The sequence below is a fragment of the Streptomyces sp. NBC_00669 genome (genome assembly GCF_036226785.1).
In the GTDB taxonomy this organism is placed as follows: domain Bacteria; phylum Actinomycetota; class Actinomycetes; order Streptomycetales; family Streptomycetaceae; genus Actinacidiphila.
On record NZ_CP109018.1, the window covers coordinates 9076351 to 9096822 of the forward strand.

Sequence of the window (20472 nt, forward strand, 5' to 3'; positions counted from 1 at the left end):
GGGGTGGCGGAGGTTCAGCAGCTGCTCTTGTAGACGTACTTGGCGATCTCCGGGGTGGCCATGTTGGCCTTGGTGAGCACCACGTACGGGGTGGCGATGCTGGTGGTGGTCGCCTTGCCCTGGAGCGCGGCGAGGGCCTGGTCCACGGCGTCCTTGCCGATCTGCAGCGGCTCCTGGACCACGACGTCCTGGACCACGCCCTTGCTGACGTCGTCCATGATCGGGGCGGAGGTGTCGAAGCCGACGACCTTGACCCGGCCGGTGGCGCCCGCGCTCTGCACGCCGGTGGCCACGCCTTCGACCTCCTGGGTGCTGACCGCGAACACCCCGGCCAGATCGGAGTTGGCGGCCAGTACGGCGCTGAACTTGGCGGTGGCGGTGGCGGGCTGGCTCTCGCTGTACTGCGGGTCCAGCACGGTGATGCCCGGGTGGTTCCTCATCTCCTCGACAAAGCCCTGCTGGCGGGCGTCGGTGGTGGAGATCCCGGGCTTGGCGCCCATCACCAGGACCTTGCCCTTGCCGCCGATCTCGGTGGCGAGGGTCTTGGCGGCGAGGACACCGCCCGCGTGGTTGTCCGAGGCGATCTCGGACACCGCGAGCGAGTCGTCGGCCGCCTTGGAGTCGGCGAAGACCAGTTTGATGCCCTGGGCCTTGGCCTGGGTGAGCGCCGGGACCATGGCCTCGCCGGCCATCGGCGAGATCAGGATGGCGTCCGGGTGCTGAGCGATGACCGCGTTGAGCACCGGGGTCTGGCTCTCCGGGCTGTAGTCCTTCCCGCCCTGGGCGTCGAAGGACACGCCCCTGGCCTTGGCCTCGGCCTGGGCGCCGCAGGTCAGCGAGGTGAAGAAGGGATTGCCCGCCATGCCCTGGACGTAGACCATCTTGTAGTGCTTGCTGCCGCCCGAGCCTCCCGCGGCGGTCGAACCGGAGCCGGAGCAGCCGGCGGTGAGGGCGACGAGCGCGGTGAGGGACACGGCGAGTGCCGCGGATCTCTTGACAGGCATGGTGACGGGACCTTTCGGGCGGGTGGGTGGCGGAGCAGGGGAGCCTGGCGTCAGAAGCGTTCGAGGGCACTGCGCTTGAGCTGGTCCAGGTAGACCGCGAAGACCAGGACCAGGCCGATCACGACCTCCTGCCAGAAGGTCTGCACCCGGACGATCACGAAGCCGTTCTGCAGTACCGCGGGGATGAACACGCCGATCACCGTGCCGAGGATGGACGCGGTGCCGCCGAAGAGGCTGGTTCCGCCCAGCACCACGGCGGTGACGGCCTGCAGGTTGTCGTTGGTGTGCCCGGCGATGTTGGCGCTGGCGTAGAGGGCCAGGTCCAGGAAGCCGGCCAGCCCGGCCAGGGTTCCGGCCAGCGCGTACACCGTGATCAGGTGCCGGGTGACGTCGATGCCCGATCGGCGCGAGGCCTCGCTGTTGGAGCCGATGAAGAGCGTGCGCAGTCCGAACCGGGTCCGGGTGAGCGTGATCCAGGCGCCGATCGTGACGGCCGCCGCGATCACCACGATCCACGGCACCACGCCGAACAGTCGCCCCAGGCCGATGGTGGTGAACAGCGCGGTGGGGACGCCGTTGAGGTCGGAGCCGTTGGTCACCAGCTCGGCGATGCCCAGCGCCACGCCCATCGAGCCCAGCGTGGCGATGAGCGGCGGCACCCTGAGCCGGGCCACCAGCAGGCCGTTGATCGTGCCCCACACCAGCCCGGCCAGCAGCGCGGCGGCCAGGCCCACCAGTACGGCGCCCGCGCCGCCGCCGCCGACCGCCTCCATCGCCTTGATCGAGACGACCCCGGCGAAGACCAGCACGGAGCCGACCGACAGGTCGATCCCGGCCGTGGCGATCACAAAGGTCGAGCCGACCGACACCACCAGCAGGACCGAGGCGACGGTCAGCATGGTGCGGATGTTGTACACCGTCAGGAAGGAGCCGGGGGCGGCGATCGAGAAGCCGACGACGAGCACGGCAAGGGTGACGGAGAGGTACAGCAGCGAGGAGCCGAGCAGCCGCTGCCGGAGCGTCCGCGCGAGCTGGTCACCGTCTTCGCCGTGCCGGCGTTCCCGGCCGGGGCCTGGCCGAAGACCGGCGGGAAACAGTGCGCTCATCGGGTCGCCTCCGGGGCATCGTGTACGAGGAGTCCGGTCATGGCGGCCACCAGGTCCTCCGCAGTGGCCTCGCCGGTGCGGAAGCGGGCGACCCTGGCACCCAGCCTGAGCACCTCGATCCGGTCCGAGACCTCCAGCACCTGCGGCATGCTGTGGCTGATCAGCACGACCGACACCCCGGCGTCGCGGACCCGCCGGATCAGGTCCAGGACCCGTCGGGTCTGCACCACTCCGAGCGCGGCGGTCGGCTCGTCCATGAAGACCACGCGCTTGGCCCAGGTGACCGCCCGGCAGATGGCGACGGACTGCCGCTGGCCGCCGGAGAGTGTGGCGACCGGCGAGTCCACATCGTTCAGCTTCTGTCCCAGCGAGGCCAGTTCCTCCACGCAGCGGCGGCGCATCGCGGACTTGTCGAGGAACCCCATGCGGCCCAGGAACCCGGCCCGCAGCGGCTCGCGACCCATGTGGAGGTTGGCCGCCGACCCCAGCCCACCGGCCAGCGCCAGATCCTGGTACACCGTCTCGATGCCGGCGGCCTGGGCATCCTGCGGGGAGGCCAGGCGCACCGGCTCGCCGTCGATCCGCACCTCGCCGCTGTCCGGCAGGAGTGCGCCGGACATCGCCTTGACCAGGGTGCTCTTGCCCGCTCCGTTGTCCCCGATGAGCGAGACGATCTCGCCCCGGTAGACGCTGAAGTCGGCGCCGCGCAGTGCCTCGGCCCGGCCGAAGCGCTTGCGTACGGCGCGGGCTTCGAGCAGGGGTACAGGTGGAACCAGGGGTGGGGAAGGCATGGCGAAGAGTCCCTTCGGCGGGTGTGCGGGTGTGCGGGTGCGCGGGTGTGTGGGCAGCGGGCAGCGACAAACGGCGTGCAGCGAGAATCGGCGTGCAGCGGCGTACGGCGATCAGCTGCACGCGGGCAGTGAGATGCGCGGGGTCTGCGGAACAGGTACGTCCGGGAGCGGGTCGGCTCAGTGGGGGGACAGCATGGCGTCCTCGATGCCGGCCACATGTGCGGCGGCGCGGATTCTTGCCCGGTAGGTGTCCCCGGCGGCGAGGGCCTCGTAGATGGCCCGGTGCTCGCTGAGGGTGAGATGGAGGTCGGATCGATCGGTCACGCCGCACCATGCGTGCGGACGCAGCGTCTTGCCGGAGATGGTCTCCACGATGGTGGCCAGTACCGGATTGCGCGAAGCCCTGGCGATGACGCGGTGGAACGCCTGTCCGTTCTCCGCCGTGAGCCGACGGTCCGGGTCCGGGTCCTGACCGCTCACCAACTTCTCGCCCTGGTCCAGCAGTCGGTCCAGTTCGGCGAGCTCGTCGGAACTGATGCTCAGAGCGGCCTTGGCCGCGGCTTCCGGCTCCAGCAGACGACGGACTTCCAGGAAGTGCCGGACCGTGCTGTCGTGGTGCAGATCCACGACCATGTGCATGGTTCCGAGCAGCAACTCCGGGTCGAGGCTGGTGACGTAGGTGCCGTCGCCGCGACGGGTGTGCAGGACTCGCATCAGGGTGAGCGCCCGGACCGCCTCCCGCAGTGAGTTGCGTGACAGCCCGAGCCGTGCGGCCAGTTCCTTCTCCGCCGGGAGCTTGTCTCCCGGCGCGAGTTCACCCGTGATGATCATCTGGCGGATACCGTCCACCGCATCGTCGGTGAGCGCCACGTACCTCCCTCCCTCGCGCATTAACCCGATGTTTCCTTGAATTGACGGAACCATATGAGCGTGCCGCGTCCCTGTCAATAACCCGATGTTTCCCGCTTCCGCGACGCTGCGCCTCGACGCGTTCCTCTGGCAACAGGCGTGTGCCGGCTGGTCTATGGCCCCACCGGCCACCGGCCGACCAGGGGAGGAGACCGACGGCTCGGGCGGCCGGCCGATGGAGTCGGCGGACTCCGTCCGAGGGCTTGGCCGAGCAAGTCATCCGACTTATGATCGCAACCGCGACGCTTCGGCTTCGCCGTCCCCATCGGGTCCTACCAAGGACGCAACTGACAACCGACAACTGACAACCGCAACCGACGACCGATGACCGCACGACGGGCGCGCCTGGTGCGTCGGATGTCCCGCGGCGGCCTTGCCCTACGGGAGATCCGGATCGGGCGTGGCGCGAGTCGGTCCGGCGACCCCAGCCGTCCGCATGGCGTGGCTCGGCGGGCTGCTGAACACGGCAACCGGACGGCGGCCGGCCGACCTTGGGGCGAGAGCACTGGCCGCAGCCTTTGGCCCAAGGTGGCCAGGACGGCCGGCTCGAACGCGGTGTACCTCAGGGCCAGGTGTGTTGAGCATGGACCGCGTACCTGCCCAGCCCGTTCTCCACCAGCGCGAAGACCTCCTGCGCCAGGGCGACCGCGGTCGGGTAGATGTCGTCGACGTTGGAGCCGCCCGGCCGGACGAACGCCCGTCCGCGTCAGGGCGTCGCGTCGGCCCCGGGGCTGACCACGGAACGGCGTGCCCTGTTCCCGTGGCTGTCGCTCAGGTGCGTGGTCCGGCGCCGTGGAGCAGGGTGTCGATGATGCGGGCGGCCAGCGTGTCGGTGTCGGTGTCGGAGTCCTCGGGGCTCCCGTGCAGGGACTCCCCGAGCAGTGCGTAGTAGACCCGTCGTAGCCAGTGGAGGTCGGCCGTCTCGTCGATGAGCCCGTCCGTCCGGGCCCGTTCCAGCACGGTGAGGCAGTGCCGGGCGATGTCCTGGTGGAGGACGGCGGCTTCGCTGCCGGGCTCGGACGGCAGTCCCAGCGCGAACGCCCAGGCGCTCTTCACGTCGAGCACGTTGGCCGTGATCCGGTGCAGCGCCACCAGGGGAGGGGCCGTGTCGGGTCGGCCGTCCTCCACGGCTTGGGCGAGCTGGCGGGCGGCGGACGAAGCCAGCGCGTCGATCAGCGTCTGACGGTGGGCGAACCGCCGGTGGACCGTTGCCCTGGCCACCCCGGCCGCGGCCGCGATCTGCTCCATCGTCGCGCCCGGATCGGCGGAGAGCACGCGTTCGGCCGCCTCCAGGATCGCGCGCACGCTGCGCTCCGCGTCCGCCCGCAACGGCCGTGCCGTCGACTCGCTCATGGTGCCTCCCACGTGGCCGCTTGGTCCGGTAAACGATACATCGCTGAGTCAGCTCCAGCTTATCTGAGACAACTCTGTTGCAGATACTCGGGAAATGGGTATTCTTCCGTCTCAGTTACTCGCCACACGCCACTCGTTGCTCGTTGCTCGTCAAGCGAAGGAGTTCCCGTGCACAGCGCAGCGCTCGTCACCGGCGCCTCATCCGGACTCGGCGCGGAGTTCGCCGTACAGCTCGCCGCCCGCGGACACGATCTGGTCCTGGTCGCTCGGTCCGAGGACAGGCTCACCGCCCTCGCCGAGAATCTGATCGCGGAGCACGGCGTCCGCGTCCACGTCCTGGTCCAGGACCTCGCCGCACCCGACGCGGCCCAGCGCGTCACCGACCGGCTCGCCGCCCGCGGTCTGGCCGTCGACCTGCTGGTCAACAACGCCGGCTTCGGCACGTGCGGCCACTTCGAGGACATCGCCACCGCCCGTGACCACGACCAGCTGATGGTCAACGTCGTCGCACTGGTCGACCTCACCCACCGGCTGCTTCCCGGCATGCTGGCGCGCGGCACGGGCGCGGTCGTGAACGTCGCCTCCACCGCGGCCTTCCAGCCCTCCCCGTACTTCGCCGTCTACAGCGCGTCCAAGACCTTCGTGCTGAACTTCGGACTCGCCCTGCGCCAGGAGTACCGCGGCCGCGGCATCCGCGTGCTCACCCTCTGCCCCGGCCCGGTCGACACCTCGTTCTTCGACGCCATCGGCACCCGTGAGGCAGCCGTCAACGGCTCGATGACCACGCCGGAGCCGGTCGTCCGCGCCGCTCTTCGCGCCCTCGACCGGGACCGCGGCTACGTCACCCCCGGGCTCGCCAACGCCCTGTCCGCCCATCTCCTGCCGCGCCGCCCGCGCACCCTGGTCACCGCCCTCGCCGAACGCGTCACCCGCAAGGTCCTCAGTTCCTCGCGCACCGTCCCGCAGCCCAAGGAGTACGCGGCATGAGCTCCTCCACGGTCCCGGCGACGGGCGCCGCCGCCGCGATGCTGCTCGTCGGCACGTCGACGGCGGTGTCCGCGACCATCGCCGGCTACCCCGTCCTCAGCGGCCAGGCCCTGCGCTACGGCCTCGCCGCGGCGATCCTTCTCGCCGTCGTGCGCCGCCGGCGCCTGCCCCGGGCCGATCTGACACCCCGTGACTTCCTGCTCCTCGCCGCGCTGGCCGCCACCGGCCTGGTGGGCTTCAACATCTTCCTGGTGGAGGCGACCCGGTACGCGAGCCCCGCCATGATCGGCACCGTGATCGGGATGATCCCGGTGGTCCTCGCCCTTGTCGGGCCACTGACCCAACGCCGCCGCCCCGCCGCCCGGACCATCGGCGCCGCAGCCGTCGTGACCGTGGGCGCCGCCGTTGCCGCCGGGTTCGGCGGCGGCAGTCCGCGCGGTGTGCTGCTGTCACTGGGAGCACTCGCCGGCGAGGTCGCCTTCTCCCTGATCGCCCTCCCCCTGCTGCCCAAACTCGGCCCCCTGAGGGTCGCCGCCTACCCCGCGGCCATGTCCGTGCCCGTACTGCTGGCCGCGAGCGTCGCCATCGACGGCGCGAGCGCCCTGCGGTTGCCCACCCCCACCGAGGCGGCGGCGTTCGGCTACCTCGGCGCCCTCGTCACGGCAACCGCCTTCTTCCTGTGGTACGACGCGCTGCGCCGGCTGGGCGCGGATCGTGCGGGACTCTTCGCCGGCCTCGTCCCGATGGGCGCGCTGCTCACCACCGCCGTGCTCGGTCGCGGCGAGGTGGGCCCGGCGGATGTCGCAGGCGCCTTGGTCGTCGCCGCCGGCGTCGTCATCGGGCTGCGCCGACCGCCCAGGGCGAACGGCGCGAACCGGGACGGCCGCATGGACCGGAACCCCGAACGCGCCAACGGGCTGCGGGAACTGACGGCGAACTCGTGAACGGGCACCCCGTTGCGGCGTTCGCGGCGGGTGGCGCTGACCGGTCGGTACCCTCGCGTGCGTCCCTGTGCGACGCCGACCGGCCAGCGGCCCGCACACCGTTCCGGCGAGCCGGCCGTGCGCGCGATCCCAAGGCCGCAGACGGCTATCGCCGACGACCGGGCCGCCCGGTCCGCCGACCGGCGGCCCTTGCCGACGGTGGTCGGAGCAGGGCGGCCCTCCGGCGAGCGGGTAGCAGTGCCCGCCGGAGGGCGCCCGCCGGCCGCAGCGCCGGGCGGCGAGGCTCAGCGCTGCCTCACGTCGGGTCGGACCTCCAGGACTGATCGCGTACCTGGAGGCGGACCGGCGCTTCCACCTCGGGCTGCCGGGCCTTGCCGGCAACGCCCACCTCGTCCAGGTGGTGGGCGACCTCCGCAAGCGCTCGCGGCTGTACGGGCTCACCGCGCCGGACGCGAGGGGCCGCCTGGTGGAGTCCGCCGAGGAGCACCTCGAACTGCTCGACCTCATGCTCACCGGGGACGTCGAGGGCGCGCAGGCGTGCATGCGGCGCCACCTCGGCAACGTCCGCTCGCTGTGGGCCGACACCCCGGAAGGGGCCCCGTCCGCCGGGCCGGATCGCGGCGCGAGCTGACGGTGCACCTGGTGGACTGGGGCCTGCTCGGCAACCGGTCGGTGGAGGAGGTCTTCGCGCTCGGCCTGCACCGGCGCTGGACGCTCGCCGGCACCGGCCACATGCTCGGCCTGGACGTGCACGACTGCGCGCTGGCCCCCACCGAGGCGTACGTGGACGGCACGCTGGAGCCGGGGATGGTGCTCACGGTGGAGCCCGGCCGGTACTTCCAGCCCGACGATCTGACGGTGCCTCAGGAGTACCGGGGGACAGGCGTGCGGATCGAGGACGACATCCTGGTCACCGCGGACGGCAACGAGAACATGTCGGCGGGTCTGCCGCGGTCCGCCGACGAGGTGGAGGCGTGGATGGCCGGCCTGCGCGGCTGACACGGGTGTGCGGCCGCCGCGGCGGCCCCACACCCGGCTTCCCGGACCGAGCGGGATTCAGCGTGCGGCGGTCACCCACGCTTCGACGTCGTCCGCCGCCCGCGGCAGCGCGGAGGACAGGCACTCGGCGCCGTCCGCGGTGATGAGGAAGTCGTCTTCGATGCGCATCCCGATGCCGCGCAGGTGTGCCGGGACCGTCAGGTCGTCGGGCTGGAAGTACAGGCCGGGCTCGACGGTGAGGACATGGCCCGGCTCCAGGACGCCGTCCAGGTAGGCGTTGCGGCGGGCGTCGGCGCAGTCGTGGCAGTCCAGGCCGAGCATGTGCCCGGAGCCGCAGACGGTGTAGCGGCCGTAGAGGGAGGAGTCGTGCGGGCCGGCGCCGCTCGGGCGCAGGCCCCATGCGTCCAGGCCCTCGGTGACGACGCGCGCCGCGGCGTCGTGGAAGTCCCCGAACCGCGCGCCGGGCCGCAGCGCGGCGATGCCCGCGGACTGCGCCGCGTACACCAGGTCGTAGACCTGCCGCTGGGCGTCGGTGAAGCGCCCGCCGACCGGCAGGGTGCGGGTCACGTCGCCGGTGTAGCAGGTGTCGGCCTCCACGCCGGCGTCCAGCAGGAGCAGTTCGCCGTCGCGTACGGGACCGTCGTTGCGCATCCAGTGCAGGACGCACGCGTGCGCGCCGGCCGCCGCGATGGTCTCGAAGCCGAGGCCGTAACCCTCCAGCCGGGCCCGCCGGTTGAAGGTGCCCTCGATCCAGCGCTCGCCGCGCGGCAGCCGCATGGCGGTGGGCAGTTCGCCCGCCACGTCCTGGAACGCGGCCACCGTGTGCCCCACGGCCGTGCGCATCTGCTCGACCTCCCACGCGTCCTTGACCAGCCGCGACTCCGACAGGTAGGCGAGGAGTCCGGCCTCGGCCTCGGCGGCCGGGGGCGCCGCCGCGTCGACCACCGGGTCCAGGCCGCGTACCACGCGGGTCGGCACGCGCGGGGTGAGGGCGCGCGCGAGGTCGTCGCGGGGGAGGGCCGTGAGGCCGAGGGCGTCGGAGGTCTCCGCCAGGGTGCGGCGCCGGCCGACCCAGAACTCGCCGTACCTGCGGTCGCGGTAGAACTCGGTGCCGTACGGCCCGCCGTCACGCGGCGAGCGCGGCCGGGCGAAGACGGTGGCCTCGTGACCCGTGCCCGTCGGTTCGAGGACGAGGACGCTGTCCGGGACGGCGGTGGCGCCCTGCTCGGCGGTCAGGTGGAGGTAGGCGGAGTGCGGCCGGAAGGTGTAGTCGAAGTCGTTGCTGCGGACCTTCAGGCCGCCGGCCGGGACCACGATCCGCTCGCCGGGGAAGCGCGCGGACAGCCGCGCGCGACGGTCGGCCGCGTACGCCGCGCCGGGCAGGACCGTGACCGCGGGGACCTCCTTCGCCCACCCTTGCGTGAAGCACTCCGCCAATGTCGGCGGTACCGCGCGGTCGTGGCTCGCGCCCTCGCGCGGCCGCATGTCGTCTCGCCCCACCGTCTGCTCCGTCCGTCGGGAACCCCTCATGAGGGCGACGGTACCATTTCACATGGTATAGAAACAGAGAGGTGTCACTCCGCCCGTGCTCCCGGCCGGGATGCCCCCGCCTGCCGGTACGCCGCGACGGCGACCACCAGGTCCTGCCACCCCATCCCGCAGGTCTTGACCACGGTCGGACGGCCGCCGGGCGGAGCCGCTCGCGAGCGGAGCAGGTCGGCCATCGTGACCAGCGCGTCCGGGTCGAGCGCGCCCTCCGCGACCGCCTGGATCACGTCGCCGGCCTCGCGCAGCGCGCTCGCCCGGCTGTCGACGACGACCGTGGCGCGTGCGATGAGCGTGCCGTCGAGTTCGCGCACCGACGGCTCGTGGGAGCCGACGGCCAGCACGAGCGCCGCGTCGCGGACGAGTCGGCCGTCGAGGACCGGCGTGCGGGCCGAGGTCGCGGTGACGATGACATCCGCGGCGCGGACATGGTCGGCCACGGCCGCGTCGTCCGCGGTCGGATGGCGGTCCGCCCAGGCCAAAGGCGTGCCGCCGCGCCGGGTGACCGCCGTGACGTCGGCGACCGGTGCGTGCGCCCGGATCGTCCGCACATGCCACTCGGCCTGCGGCCCCGCGCCGAAGACCACGAGCCGCAGCCCGTCCGCGGCGCTCCCGGCGAGCTCGCGCAGCCGGTCGATGCCGCCGGCGACCGAGACCGCCGGGGTGCGCAGCGTCGTCAGCGCGACGCCGTCGAGGATCGCGGCGGGCCGCAGGGTCCGGCTGTCGTGCAGCAGGTAGGTCGCGTTGATGCGGTCCAGGCCGAGGGCGGCGTTGCCCGGGGCGACGGTCGCGACCTTCACCCCGAACCAGCCGTCGGCCTCCGACGGCATGAACAGCCCCTGCCCGTGGGCCAGCGGCGCGATGGCGCGCGGGATGTCGCTCTCCGGGTCGAGGCCCGCGGCCAGCGCGTCGCGGATGGTCCGGACGGCGCCCACCGGGCCGAGCGCGAAGACCTGTTCGGCGTCGAGGAGTTCGGTCATCGCAGCACGAACCCGGGCAGCAGGGTGTCGCGGGGGTCCACGGTGAACCGGTACGTGCCGACCGCGTGCGCGGTGCCCGTCACCGCCGTGACGACCGCCGGGATTCCGTGGGCCGAGGTCTGCTCGGTGATCCGGGCGTGGAACACCGAGCCCACCACGGACTCGTGCCGCAACTCGTCGCCCGGGCGCAGCTGTCCGGTGCTCGCGAGCACCGCGACCCTCGCCGACGTGCCGGAACCGCACGGGGAACGGTCGACCTGGCCGTCCGCGAACACCGTGACGTTGCGCTGCCGAACCAGCCGGCTGCCGTCGGCGCGCTCCTCGGTGGGCCCGGTCTCCTCGGTGAGGATCGTCCCGTAGATCCCGGATCGCCGGGGATCGAGGGGGTGTTCGGCGGCGCCGGCGGCGTTCAGCGCGTCGCGGATCTCCCGTCCGACGGCGATGAGTTCGGTGACGTCCCGCGGCCGGACGCGCAGGCCGGCGGACTCGGCCGGCAACACGGCGTACATCGCGCCGCCGTCGGCGATGTCGACGGTGACCTTCCCGCGGGAGGTCGGCACCTCGACGCCGTGCGCGTGGACGTACGCGGGCACGTTGGTGAACGTGGCGTCCTGGACCCGGCCTTCGGCGGTCCTGACGCTCGCCGTGACCCGCCCGGAGGGGACGTCGATCACGACGTCGGTCGTGCCGTCGGCGGGTGCCGGGACCCGGCCGGAGGCGACCGCCCACGAGCCCAACGCGATCGTGCCGTGCCCGCACGCGGTGGAGAACCCGTCGTTGTGCCAGAAGAGGACCCCCAGGTGGGCGCCGTCGTCGTCGGGCGGAACGAGGAACCCGCCGTACATGTCGGCGTGGCCGCGCGGCTCGCGGCACAGCAGCGCCCGCAGCCACTGCGCCTCCTCGCTCGCCGTCGCGACGACCCGGCGCTCGGCGACGGTCAGCCCGTGGCCGGTCACCGCTTCCGGGCTGTCCTCGACGATCCGGAACGGTTCGCCGCCGGTGTGCCAGTCGATCGTCTCGATCGGCCGCGTCCTCGTCATCCGCCACTCACTCCTGTCAGGCATCGCCGACCTTTGCGCCCGGTGTCCTCGCGCGCCGGCCGGTGCGCGCGCCGGTGTTATGGGTCGGCCGGGGACAGTGCTGGGTCCGCGAGCATTGCCCATGGCTTCACCCCAGTGCAATGTTACATACCGCTGCCGGCCACATCGGGCAGCGTTCCCTCAGTTCCCCCCACTGGAGATGCGATGCACTGTCGTTCACTACTGCCCAGAATCCTGGCCGCCGGTCTGGCGGCCGGAGGGCTCGTCACCGGCCTGATGGCCACTCAGGCCGCGGCGGTGGCACCCGGCGCCGCCCGGGCCGCCGCGGCGTCGTCCAGCACCACCGGCAGGCATGCACCCTCATCGGGCGTGTCGCCGACCGTCGCGGCCGTGCAGGCCGCCAGGCAGCACGGAAAAGCCACGCCGACCGGGCCCGAGACCGGTCGGTCCCAAGCCACCGTCACCCGCGCCAAGCCGGTGCCCGCGAAACTGCGCGGGGAGCCGGTCGCCCTGGGCTCGGCGAAGCCGTCCAAGCCGCGCCTGCCAGGACACGCGGCACGCAACGCGGCCGGTGCCGCGCGGCCCGCCGCCGTCACGTCGTGCACCACGTCGGACTTCTCGGGCCGCTCCGGAAGCGACCTGGTGTCGTACATCAAGACGGTGGACTGGGTCGCCTGCATCAACCCGCTGTTCAGCCTGACCGGCTCCGACGCGAAGGCGGTGTTCAACCAGAACCAGATGCTCGCGGTGGCGAACGGCGTCGCCGACGCGGCCTCCTCCTACACCGGTGACGACTCCGGCGGCCTGTTCGAGCTGATGTACTTCATGCAAGCCGGCTACTACGTGCAGTACGGAGACCCCGCGGACGTCGGTACGTACGACTCCTCGCTGCGCAGCGCCATCGAGAGCGGGTTCAACGCCCTGTTCGCCGACTCCCACGCGAACGACGTCAGCGCGGGCAACGGCAGCGTGCTGGCGGAGGCGTTCGTCCTCACCGACAGCGCGCAGGCGCAGGCCGACTACCTGGACGTCTACGCCCGGTACCTGAGCGCCTACGACAGCAGCACCTGGGACGCCGTGCCGGAGATGGACCAGGCGCTGAACGCGATCTACACCCCGCTGTGGCGCGGCCCGTGGATCACGGACTTCGTCACCGCGATCACCGCGAACCCGGGCATCGCCGACACCCTCTCCACCTTCACCCTCGCCCACCGCGACCTGCTCGGCGGGGACAACGACGTCCTCGACTCCAACGCGGGCAACGACCTGGCCAACTTCCTCCAGATACCCGCCCTGCAGAGCAAGGTCCGCCCGCTCGTCAAGGGACTGCTGGACGGTTCGTCCATCACCGGGGCCACCGACAACCTGTGGGTGCACGTCGCCTACCAGGCCAACCTCGACGACTCGGGCCAGTGCTCCTACTACGGGGTCTGCGACCTGACGCAGCAGCTCACCGCGGCCGCGCTGCCGATCGACAACTCCTGCAGCAACTTCACCATCATGGCGCAGGCGCTCACGGCGACCGAGCAGTCCGACGTCTGCACGAGCCTGTCGAACGAGGTCGCCTTCTACCAGAACCAGGTCAAGACCACCACGCCGATCCCCGGTGAGTACTTCGACGTGAAGATGGTCATCTTCGGCAGCAGGGCCGACTACACCACCTACTCGTGGGCGATCTTCGGCAACGACACCGACAACGGTGGCGAGACGCTGACCGGCACGCCGACCGACCCGAACAACGTCGCCTACTCCATCCTCTACCAGGAGCCGACCGACAACGGCTTCACCGCCAACGCCTGGAACCTCAACCACGAGTTCGCGCACATCCAGCAGTCCATCTACGACATGAAGGGCGACTTCGGCACCCAGACCACCGTCCCCGACGTGTGGTGGATCGAGGGCCAGGCGGAGTACGTCTCCTACACCTACCGCAACCTCACCGACGACGGCGCGCTGACCGAGGCGGCCAAGCACACCTACAAGCTCAGCCAGCTCTTCCAGAACACCTACGCCATCGACGACGAGACCCGCACCTACCCCTGGGGCTACCTGGCCGTCCGGTACATGACCGAGAAGCACCCGGACCAGATCCAGGACATGCTGGCCAAGATGCGCACCGGCGACTACCAGGGCGCCTACGCCGTCTACAACACCATCGGCACCAGCTACGACGCCGACTTCGACGCCTGGCTCACCACCCTGGCCGGCGGCGGCAACAGCGGCGGCGGCACGGCCACGGCCTGCACCGACACCAACACCCAGGCGATGGACCGGAACTGCTACCGCTCCGACCAGTCCCGGGTGGCCGGTGACACCGACTACTTCTGGGTCTACCTGCCGGCCGGCACCACCACCTTGAAGGTCACCACCAGCGGCGGCACCGGCAACGCCGACCTCTACTACGACCCGGCGAACTGGGCCGGCCCGTCCACCTTCACCGAGAAGTCCACCAACCCCGACAACACCGAGAGCATCACCGTCACCAACACCGACGCGGGCTACCGGTACCTCAGCCTCTACGCGGTGACGGACTTCAGCGGGGTCACCGTCACCACCTCCTACTGACGTCTTGACGTCTCCCTCACTGACGGTCCCTGGCTGAACCGCGGCCGCGGTCGACTCCGGTCGGCCGTGGCCGCGGCGCACGCCGCCCGCGCGCGGGCCACTCGGCGGCGGGTCGGGGGTGCGGGACCCGCGGGAAGGGAGCAACACCGACTACGGCGCGATCGTCGGCGGCACCGCGCTGTCCACCGTGCCGATGGTGATCCTCTTCCTCCTGCCGCGACGGCAGTTCATCGCCGGCCTGCCGGCCGGAGCCACCAAGGGCTGACCCCCGCCCCCCGCCCCACCCCGACCTCCGGCGAACCGACGCGACTCACGGAAGGCAGTGCACGTTCCATGACCGAAGCACGGACCGAAGTACGGACCGAAGTACAGGCAGTCTGGGAGCCCTACGCCCGTTCGGGCCCGGCACGCTCCCGGCTGGAGGCGATGCCCTCGAGCGGCGTCGACCTGCTCGTCGCCGGCAACGCCGGCGTCAGCGAACTGTCCGAAGGAGTCACGGAGGTGACGGTCGTTCCGGAGGGCTCCGAGGTGGGGCCGGTGCGCCTGGAGTGGCGGCTGCCCCGCGTGGACGCGACCGCCCTCTGGACCCCGTACGGCAACGGCGCGGGCGGCCGGCTGCCCGCCTCGTGGTCGGCACCGCAGCGCATCGACCTTTCCCGTGGCGCCCCGATCGCCGCTCTGGTCGGCACCGGCGACACCGGACTGTGCTGCTTCGCGGCCGACCGCAACGACGTGGAAGCCGGCGGCGGCGTCGTGGAGGAGACCGGGGAGTTCCGGTTCTGGGTGCGCGCGGACGGACCGCTGACCGTCCGCATCGACACCTCGCGCCGCCACTTCGGCACGTGTCTTCGGGAGTTGACCCGCTGGTGGGAGGAGTTGCTGGCCGACGAGGTGACCGTGCCCGACGCGGCCCGGCGCCCGGCCTACTCCACCTGGTACTCGATGCACCAGGAACTCTCCCCGCAGCGCCTGGAGGAGCGGGCGGCGCTCGCCGGGCCGCTCGGCAGGGAGGTCCCGATCGTCGACGACGGGTGGACGACCGCCGACCGCACCCCCGGCTACGGCCACTGCGGGGCCGGGGACCCGGTGTCGCTGCCCGGCACCGCCGCGCACGCCCGACGACCCGAGACGGTGAGTGACACGGTGACGGAAGTGCTGAGCATCGACCCGCGTACGGGGGAGTCCCGGGGGCCGGTCGCGGTGGAGGCCACCGCGGCGGACGTGGACACCGCTGTGCGTGCCGCTCATGCGGCCCGAAAGGCGCTGGCCGACCACCGGACCCGGGCCCGACTCCTTCGAGCCGCGGCGCAGTTGCTGGAGAAGGACGGCGAGGCGATCATCGCGGCCGCCGAAGCCGAGACGGCGCTCGGCCGGGTCCGGATCACCGGCGAACTCGCCCGCACCTGCCACCAGTTGCGGGCCTTCGCCGAAGCCGTCGAGGACGGCGGCCACCTGGATGTGATCATCGACCACGCGGACCCCGAGGCGCGGCCCGCGCCCCGCCCGGACCTGCGCCGCTGCAAGGTGCCGCTCGGCGTGGTCGCGGTCTTCGCCGCGAGCAACTTCCCCCTGGCGTTCAGCGTTCCCGGCGGCGACACCGCGAGCGCGCTGGCCGCCGGCTGCCCCGTCGTCGTCAAGGCGCACCCCGACCACCCGCGGACCAGTGTCCTGTGCGCGCGTGCCCTGCGGGCAGCGGCGGCCGAAGTGGGGCTGCCGGAGGACGTGGTGTCCGTCGTCCACGGATTTGAGGCAGGCCCCGCCCTCGTCCGCCACCCGCTCACCGCGGCTGTCGGATTCACCGGCTCGGTGCGTGGCGGCCGGGCCCTGTTCGACATCGCTTGTGCCCGTCCCCGGCCGATTCCCTTCCACGGTGAACTCGGCAGCCTGAACCCCGTCGTGGTCACCCCGCGGGCCGCACGGACCCGGGCGGAGGAGATCGGCGCCGGGCTGGCCGCCTCGTACACCCAGGGCCTGGGCCAGTTCTGCGTCAAGCCGGGGCTGGTTCTCCTGCCGGCCGGTGCGGACGGCGACGCGGTGGTGCGGGCCGTCGTCTCGGCACGGGTGCCCTCCGGCCCCCTGCTCGACCCGCGTATGCGCGAGGCGTTCCTAGCCGGTGCCCGCGCCCGCGCCGCGCTGCCCGGCGTCGAGGAACTCCTGGCTCCGGGCGAGGAGGACACGGGGGACGCGCCCCTGTCCGTGCGCCCGGGCGTGCTGTCGGTGCCGGCGGCCCGGTTGACCGAGAGCGCCCCGCACTCCGAGCTTCTCGACGAGTGCTTCGGGCCCGTCACCGTGCTGGTCCGCTACCGCTCCGCCGCCGAACTGGAGGCCGTACTCGGCATGTTGGACGGCAACCTCACCGCGTCGGTACACCTCGCGGCCGACGAGCGCGACGAGGCGGCCACCGACCTGGTGTCACGGCTGACCGAACTGGCCGGGCGCGTCGTCGTCGACGGCTGGCCCACCGGGGTCGCGGTCGCCCCGGCCATGCACCACGGCGGCCCCTACCCGGCCTCGACGAGCAACTCGACGTCGGTGGGTGCCACCGCGACGGAACGCTGGCTTCGTCCGGTCTGCTTCCAGAACACGCCGGACGAATTGCTGCCCCCGGAGCTGCGCGATGGCAACCCACTGGGCGTGGCGCGCAGAGTGAACGGCGTGAACGTGGCCTCCCCGGCGGAGAGTTGAACCTCCTGATCCCACCCGAAGCACGTCAACGACGCTCCCGCGGCAGGCACGCCCAAGGCGAGCGCTCCTGCGATCGGGCCGCAGCCCGCCAACCGTCCGTGCGGGAAGCCACCCGGCCCGGCGACAGGTGCCCGCAGACGGAAGGCGGGCCCGGGCAGCCCGCCTCCACGGACGAGGATTTCCTGTTCGCCAACGTCACGACACCGCGCGAGGTGGCGCCGGGTGCCAGACTGCCCGTCATGGTGTGGTGGCACGGCGGCGGCTACACACACGGCGCCGGCAGCGACTACAACGCCGACCGGCTGGCGGCCCAGGGCAACGTCATCGTGGTGACCCTCAACTACCGACTGGGCGTCTTCGGCTACTTCGGCCTGCCCGGCCTGCCCGGATCGGGGAACTTCGGACTGGAAGACCAGATCGCCGGCACCCAGTGGGCCAAGGACAACGCAAAGGCGTTCGGCGGCGACCCGGACAACGTCACCGTCTTCGGCGAGTCGTCGGGCGGCATGTCGGCGTGCGCGCTGCTGACCTCCCCACAGGCGCGCGGCCTGGTCGACAAGGTGAGCATCGCGTCCGGGTCCTGCCTCCTCGACTGGCCGACCGGCGTGCTGTACCCGGACGCACCGCAGCAGACGCCGTACACCTCGGCGCGGCAGGACCGGGAGGACGGCCTCGCGGCGGCTCGGAGCAACGGGTGCCCGACCGGCGAACTGTCCTGCATGCGGAGAAAACCGGCCGCCGACCTGCTGCCCCTCAACGAGGACTTCACCAACCACCTGGCCTACGGCACCCCCCTGCTCCCGCTGAACCCGGCGACAGCCCTGCGGAAGGGGAAGTTCCTCCACGTGCCGGTGATCTCCGGCGGAAACCGCGACGAGGCACGCGCGTACGTGGGTGGAGCGATGCTGGCCGGAGTGCCGCCGATCACCGCCAAGAGCTACCCGGCCATGCTCCGCACGACCTTCGGGGCCGACGCGGACCGGGTCGCAGCCAGGTATCCGCTGTCCCGGTACGCGTCGCCGCCGCTGGCGTGGTCCACGCTCACCACCGACGCGTCGTGGGCCTGCCAGACGGCGACCGCCGACCGCTACCTGGCCGCACACACCACGGTGTACCCGTACGAGTTCGCCGATCCCGACGCCCCCAACGTGAACGGGTTCGACATTCCCGGGCTGCCCATGGGGGCCGCCCACGCCGGCGACCCGCCGTCTCTGTTCGACCTGGGCGGCCACTATCTGCTGAAGACGAAGGCGCAGCAGGCCATGGGAGCGGCCATGGTCAAGTACTGGACCGCTTTCGCCCGCACCGGCGACCCCAACGACGCCGGAGCGCCGCAATGGGCAGCCGGGACAGTCCGGGGCACCAGTCAGATGCAGTTCGTGCCGGACCGGACCCGGCAGGTGAACGTGGCCGCCCAACACCAGTGCCCGTTCTGGGCGACCGTCCGATGATTCCTCGTCCGCCCGCCGTCGGATCGGCCGCCGTGTTCAGTACGGACGGTCGTTGAGCCGGGAGACCCCGGAGGGCAGCCGACGGGGCCGCGACGCCGGTGGGCGGGCCGGGGCAGGTCCACGGGTTCGGGATCTGCGGGTGGCGGTGTCGGGCGACGATGCCGAGCCGGTCCAGCCGGTCGAATCGTACGGGCGGTCAGGCTCGCCCTCCAACCCTGGAGAAGCGATCACTGAGCCGCTCACCTCGCGTGTGGAGTGCGAGGACCTTATGCCTGCACGCCGGAAAGCGGCTGCGTACCGACGGCATCTGACGCTGTGTCCGATGGGGGCTGACGGATCAGTGTGAAGCTGGCGGCGGCGCCGAGGAGGGCCACGCACATACCGACGAGGAAGGCCGCGCGCATGCCAGTGGCGAAGGCATGGTTGGCTGCCGCGTGGAAGGCGCCGCGGACGGGGGTGGGTACGGAGGCCGCCGTGCCGTTGATGTTGCCGGTGGCCACGTCAGTGGCCAGTGCGCTCAGATTCCGGTGCAGGCCGTGGAGTCGACCGGCTCGGGAAGTCAGGTCGTGGGACACGGCCACGACTTGGACGGCGCCAATGCCGCCGAAGCCGGCGGTCATGCCGACGATGCGCATGGTCGAGTTGATGCCGGAGGCCATGCCGGAGCGGGACACGGGCACGATGCTGATGGCCACGTTGCTCATCTCGCCGTTGATCAACCCCGTTCCCAGACCGCTGATCAGCCCACCGACCGCGTAGTCGGTCCAGCCGCTGTACAACGGGGCGAATGCCAGGAGAGCGGCTCCGATCGCCACCAGGAGTTGACCGATGGCCAGCAGGGCGCGCGAGGAGATGCGGCCGGCCAGGCGCGCACCGAGGGGGCCCGCACCGAACAGCGGGACGGCGAAGGGCAGCATCGCCATGCCGGCCTGCAAGGGGCTGTAACCAAGAACGCCTTGGAAGTACAGCGGCGTGTACAGGAACAGGCCCCAAAAGGCGATGGACAGCACCAGGGGAGCCAGGCTGGCCCCGAGAAAGGTGCGGTCGGTGAACAGGCGCAGCTCGATCAGTGGGTAGGACCGGCGCAGTTCCACGGGGACGAAGGCGATGGCGAGCACCGCCGCCGCGGCCAGGGTGGAGACGATGGTGGGGCTGGTCCAGCCCATCTGCGGCGCCATGACGAGGGAGTAGACCGCCAGCAGGACCGCTCCGCTGAAGAGCATCAGGCCCTTGAGGTCCAGACGTGTGGCATCGGGGTCCTTGGATTCCCGGGTGCGCAGCAATCCCAGAACGAGCATCGCGATGCCGAACGGCACGTTGAGCAGGAATGCCCATCGCCAACCGCCCAGGTCCACCGCGAGCCCGCCGATGAAGGGGCCCAGGGACGCGCCCAGCCCCGAGGCGACACCGAAGACCGCGAAGGCATGGACCCGGCGCGGGCCGGTGAACTCCTGGATGAGAAGGGCGAGCGAGGAGCTGAACATCCCCGCCGCGCCGATGCCTTGGGCGACCCGAGCCACGTTGAGCCAGAGCATGGCCGGGGCCAGGCCGGCGAGCAGAGAGGCGGCGGTGAAAACGGCCAGTCCGGACAGGAAGACCTTCCGCCGACCGAACAGGTCTGCCAGACCACCGCCTGCCATCAACAGGGCGGCGAACGCCATGGTGTAGCCGTTGATCACCCACTGCTGGTCGCTGAAACTGACGGAGAAATCTCGGTGTATGTCGCGCAGGGCCACCGAGGCAACCGTGTAGTCCAGGGGCAGCAGAAAGGTCGTCACACTGCTGACGATGAGTGTGGCGAGCGCATGGTTCATGCGTGGCTTCGGGGGCATGCGGTTCCTGTTTCGGCTTCGGGGCGAATTCGGAAGTGCGGACACAAGCGTCTGGAGACGCGGTCAGCGGAAGACGTTTCCTGCCGTCGTCGAAATTCCTCGGCAGGCGCATTCACGGCTCCACTCCGGATGCACCGGGTGGGGAAACGATTGCTACGTAGATCGTGACAGGGCCCCGGGCCGGTTCTCCAGCAGCTATCGGACCAGCACAGTCGCTCCTCACCCGGAGCGCTTCTGAACTCCGGCCTCGGTCTTTCACGGCGGTCCGTCGGTTCTTCGCA

At 71.6% G+C, this 20472-nt stretch carries 15 protein-coding genes and 2 pseudogenes; 8 read left to right on the top strand and 9 right to left on the bottom strand.

From position 1 onward, the window contains the following. Positions 1–14 precede the first annotated feature (14 nt). The 5 genes from OG896_RS38035 to OG896_RS38055 all read right to left on the bottom strand — a co-directional run bounded on the left by OG896_RS38035 (position 15) and on the right by OG896_RS38055 (position 5163). Entirely contained in the window at positions 15–1004 is a 990-nt protein-coding gene (locus OG896_RS38035; RefSeq protein ID WP_329372817.1) for an ABC transporter substrate-binding protein, read from the bottom strand. Positions 1005–1054: 50 nt separating this feature from the next. Next, on the bottom strand, positions 1055–2110 hold the full coding sequence (locus tag OG896_RS38040) for an ABC transporter permease (protein WP_329372819.1): 1056 nt from the start codon (positions 2108–2110) through the stop codon (positions 1055–1057). Beyond that, the gene (locus OG896_RS38045; protein ID WP_328460211.1) at positions 2107–2901 is read right to left on the bottom strand and encodes an ATP-binding cassette domain-containing protein; all 795 of its coding nucleotides are present in this window, start codon (positions 2899–2901) and stop codon (positions 2107–2109) included. The genes OG896_RS38040 and OG896_RS38045 overlap by 4 nt, the downstream gene beginning before the upstream one ends. A 177-nt stretch (positions 2902–3078) precedes the next feature. After that, complete coding sequence (locus OG896_RS38050) at positions 3079–3771, bottom strand: FadR/GntR family transcriptional regulator (RefSeq protein ID WP_329372822.1); 693 nt, start codon at positions 3769–3771, stop codon at positions 3079–3081. 810 nt (positions 3772–4581) lie between these two features. After that, positions 4582–5163 carry a TetR/AcrR family transcriptional regulator gene (locus OG896_RS38055; RefSeq protein WP_329372823.1) on the bottom strand — a complete coding sequence of 194 codons (582 nt, stop codon included), beginning with the start codon at positions 5161–5163 and terminating at the stop codon, positions 4582–4584. A gap of 168 nt (positions 5164–5331) precedes the next feature. On the opposite strand from OG896_RS38055, the gene OG896_RS38060 reads away from it, so the two are divergent. The 4 genes and pseudogenes from OG896_RS38060 to OG896_RS38075 all read left to right on the top strand — a co-directional run. Then, positions 5332–6150 (top strand): SDR family NAD(P)-dependent oxidoreductase, encoded by an 819-nt coding sequence (locus tag OG896_RS38060; protein WP_329372825.1) that lies wholly within the window; start codon positions 5332–5334, stop codon positions 6148–6150. Further along, positions 6147–7094, top strand: coding sequence for a DMT family transporter (locus OG896_RS38065; protein ID WP_329372827.1), 948 nt, complete (start codon positions 6147–6149; stop codon positions 7092–7094). The genes OG896_RS38060 and OG896_RS38065 overlap by 4 nt, the downstream gene beginning before the upstream one ends. 319 nt (positions 7095–7413) lie before the next feature. After that, a pseudogene (locus tag OG896_RS38070) lies at positions 7414–7725 on the top strand (FCD domain-containing protein); the annotation flags it as partial. Continuing rightward, positions 7722–8093 (top strand): annotated as a pseudogene (locus tag OG896_RS38075) (M24 family metallopeptidase); the annotation flags it as partial. The pseudogenes OG896_RS38070 and OG896_RS38075, both read left to right, overlap by 4 nt. 57 nt (positions 8094–8150) lie before the next feature. Here OG896_RS38075 and OG896_RS38080 read toward each other — a convergent pair. The 3 genes from OG896_RS38080 to OG896_RS38090 form a co-directional block, all read right to left on the bottom strand. Next, positions 8151–9578 carry an aminopeptidase P family protein gene (locus OG896_RS38080; protein WP_329374543.1) on the bottom strand — a complete coding sequence of 476 codons (1428 nt, stop codon included), beginning with the start codon at positions 9576–9578 and terminating at the stop codon, positions 8151–8153. A gap of 89 nt (positions 9579–9667) precedes the next feature. Further along, complete coding sequence (locus OG896_RS38085; protein ID WP_329372829.1) at positions 9668–10618, bottom strand: ornithine cyclodeaminase family protein; 951 nt, start codon at positions 10616–10618, stop codon at positions 9668–9670. Further along, entirely contained in the window at positions 10615–11658 is a 1044-nt protein-coding gene (locus tag OG896_RS38090) for a proline racemase family protein (protein WP_329372831.1), read from the bottom strand. The genes OG896_RS38085 and OG896_RS38090 overlap by 4 nt, the downstream gene beginning before the upstream one ends. 204 nt (positions 11659–11862) lie before the next feature. Here OG896_RS38090 and OG896_RS38095 point away from each other — a divergent pair, with 204 nt between their 5' ends. The 4 genes from OG896_RS38095 (at position 11863) to OG896_RS38110 (ending at position 18359) form a co-directional block, all read left to right on the top strand. Continuing rightward, positions 11863–14223: a M9 family metallopeptidase gene (locus OG896_RS38095; protein ID WP_329372834.1), complete on the top strand. Its 2361-nt coding sequence runs from the start codon at positions 11863–11865 to the stop codon at positions 14221–14223. A 118-nt stretch (positions 14224–14341) separates the two neighbouring features. Further along, positions 14342–14488 (top strand): hypothetical protein, encoded by a 147-nt coding sequence (locus OG896_RS38100; RefSeq protein ID WP_329372836.1) that lies wholly within the window; start codon positions 14342–14344, stop codon positions 14486–14488. A gap of 887 nt (positions 14489–15375) precedes the next feature. Further along, positions 15376–16908, top strand: coding sequence for an aldehyde dehydrogenase (NADP(+)) (locus tag OG896_RS38105; RefSeq protein ID WP_329374545.1), 1533 nt, complete (start codon positions 15376–15378; stop codon positions 16906–16908). A gap of 98 nt (positions 16909–17006) precedes the next feature. After that, positions 17007–18359 carry a carboxylesterase/lipase family protein gene (locus tag OG896_RS38110; RefSeq protein ID WP_329372838.1) on the top strand — a complete coding sequence of 451 codons (1353 nt, stop codon included), beginning with the start codon at positions 17007–17009 and terminating at the stop codon, positions 18357–18359. A 266-nt stretch (positions 18360–18625) separates the two neighbouring features. On the opposite strand, the gene OG896_RS38115 is transcribed toward OG896_RS38110, so the two are convergent. Next, positions 18626–20173, bottom strand: coding sequence for an MFS transporter (locus OG896_RS38115; protein WP_329372839.1), 1548 nt, complete (start codon positions 20171–20173; stop codon positions 18626–18628). Between the last annotated feature and the right edge of the window lie 299 nt (positions 20174–20472).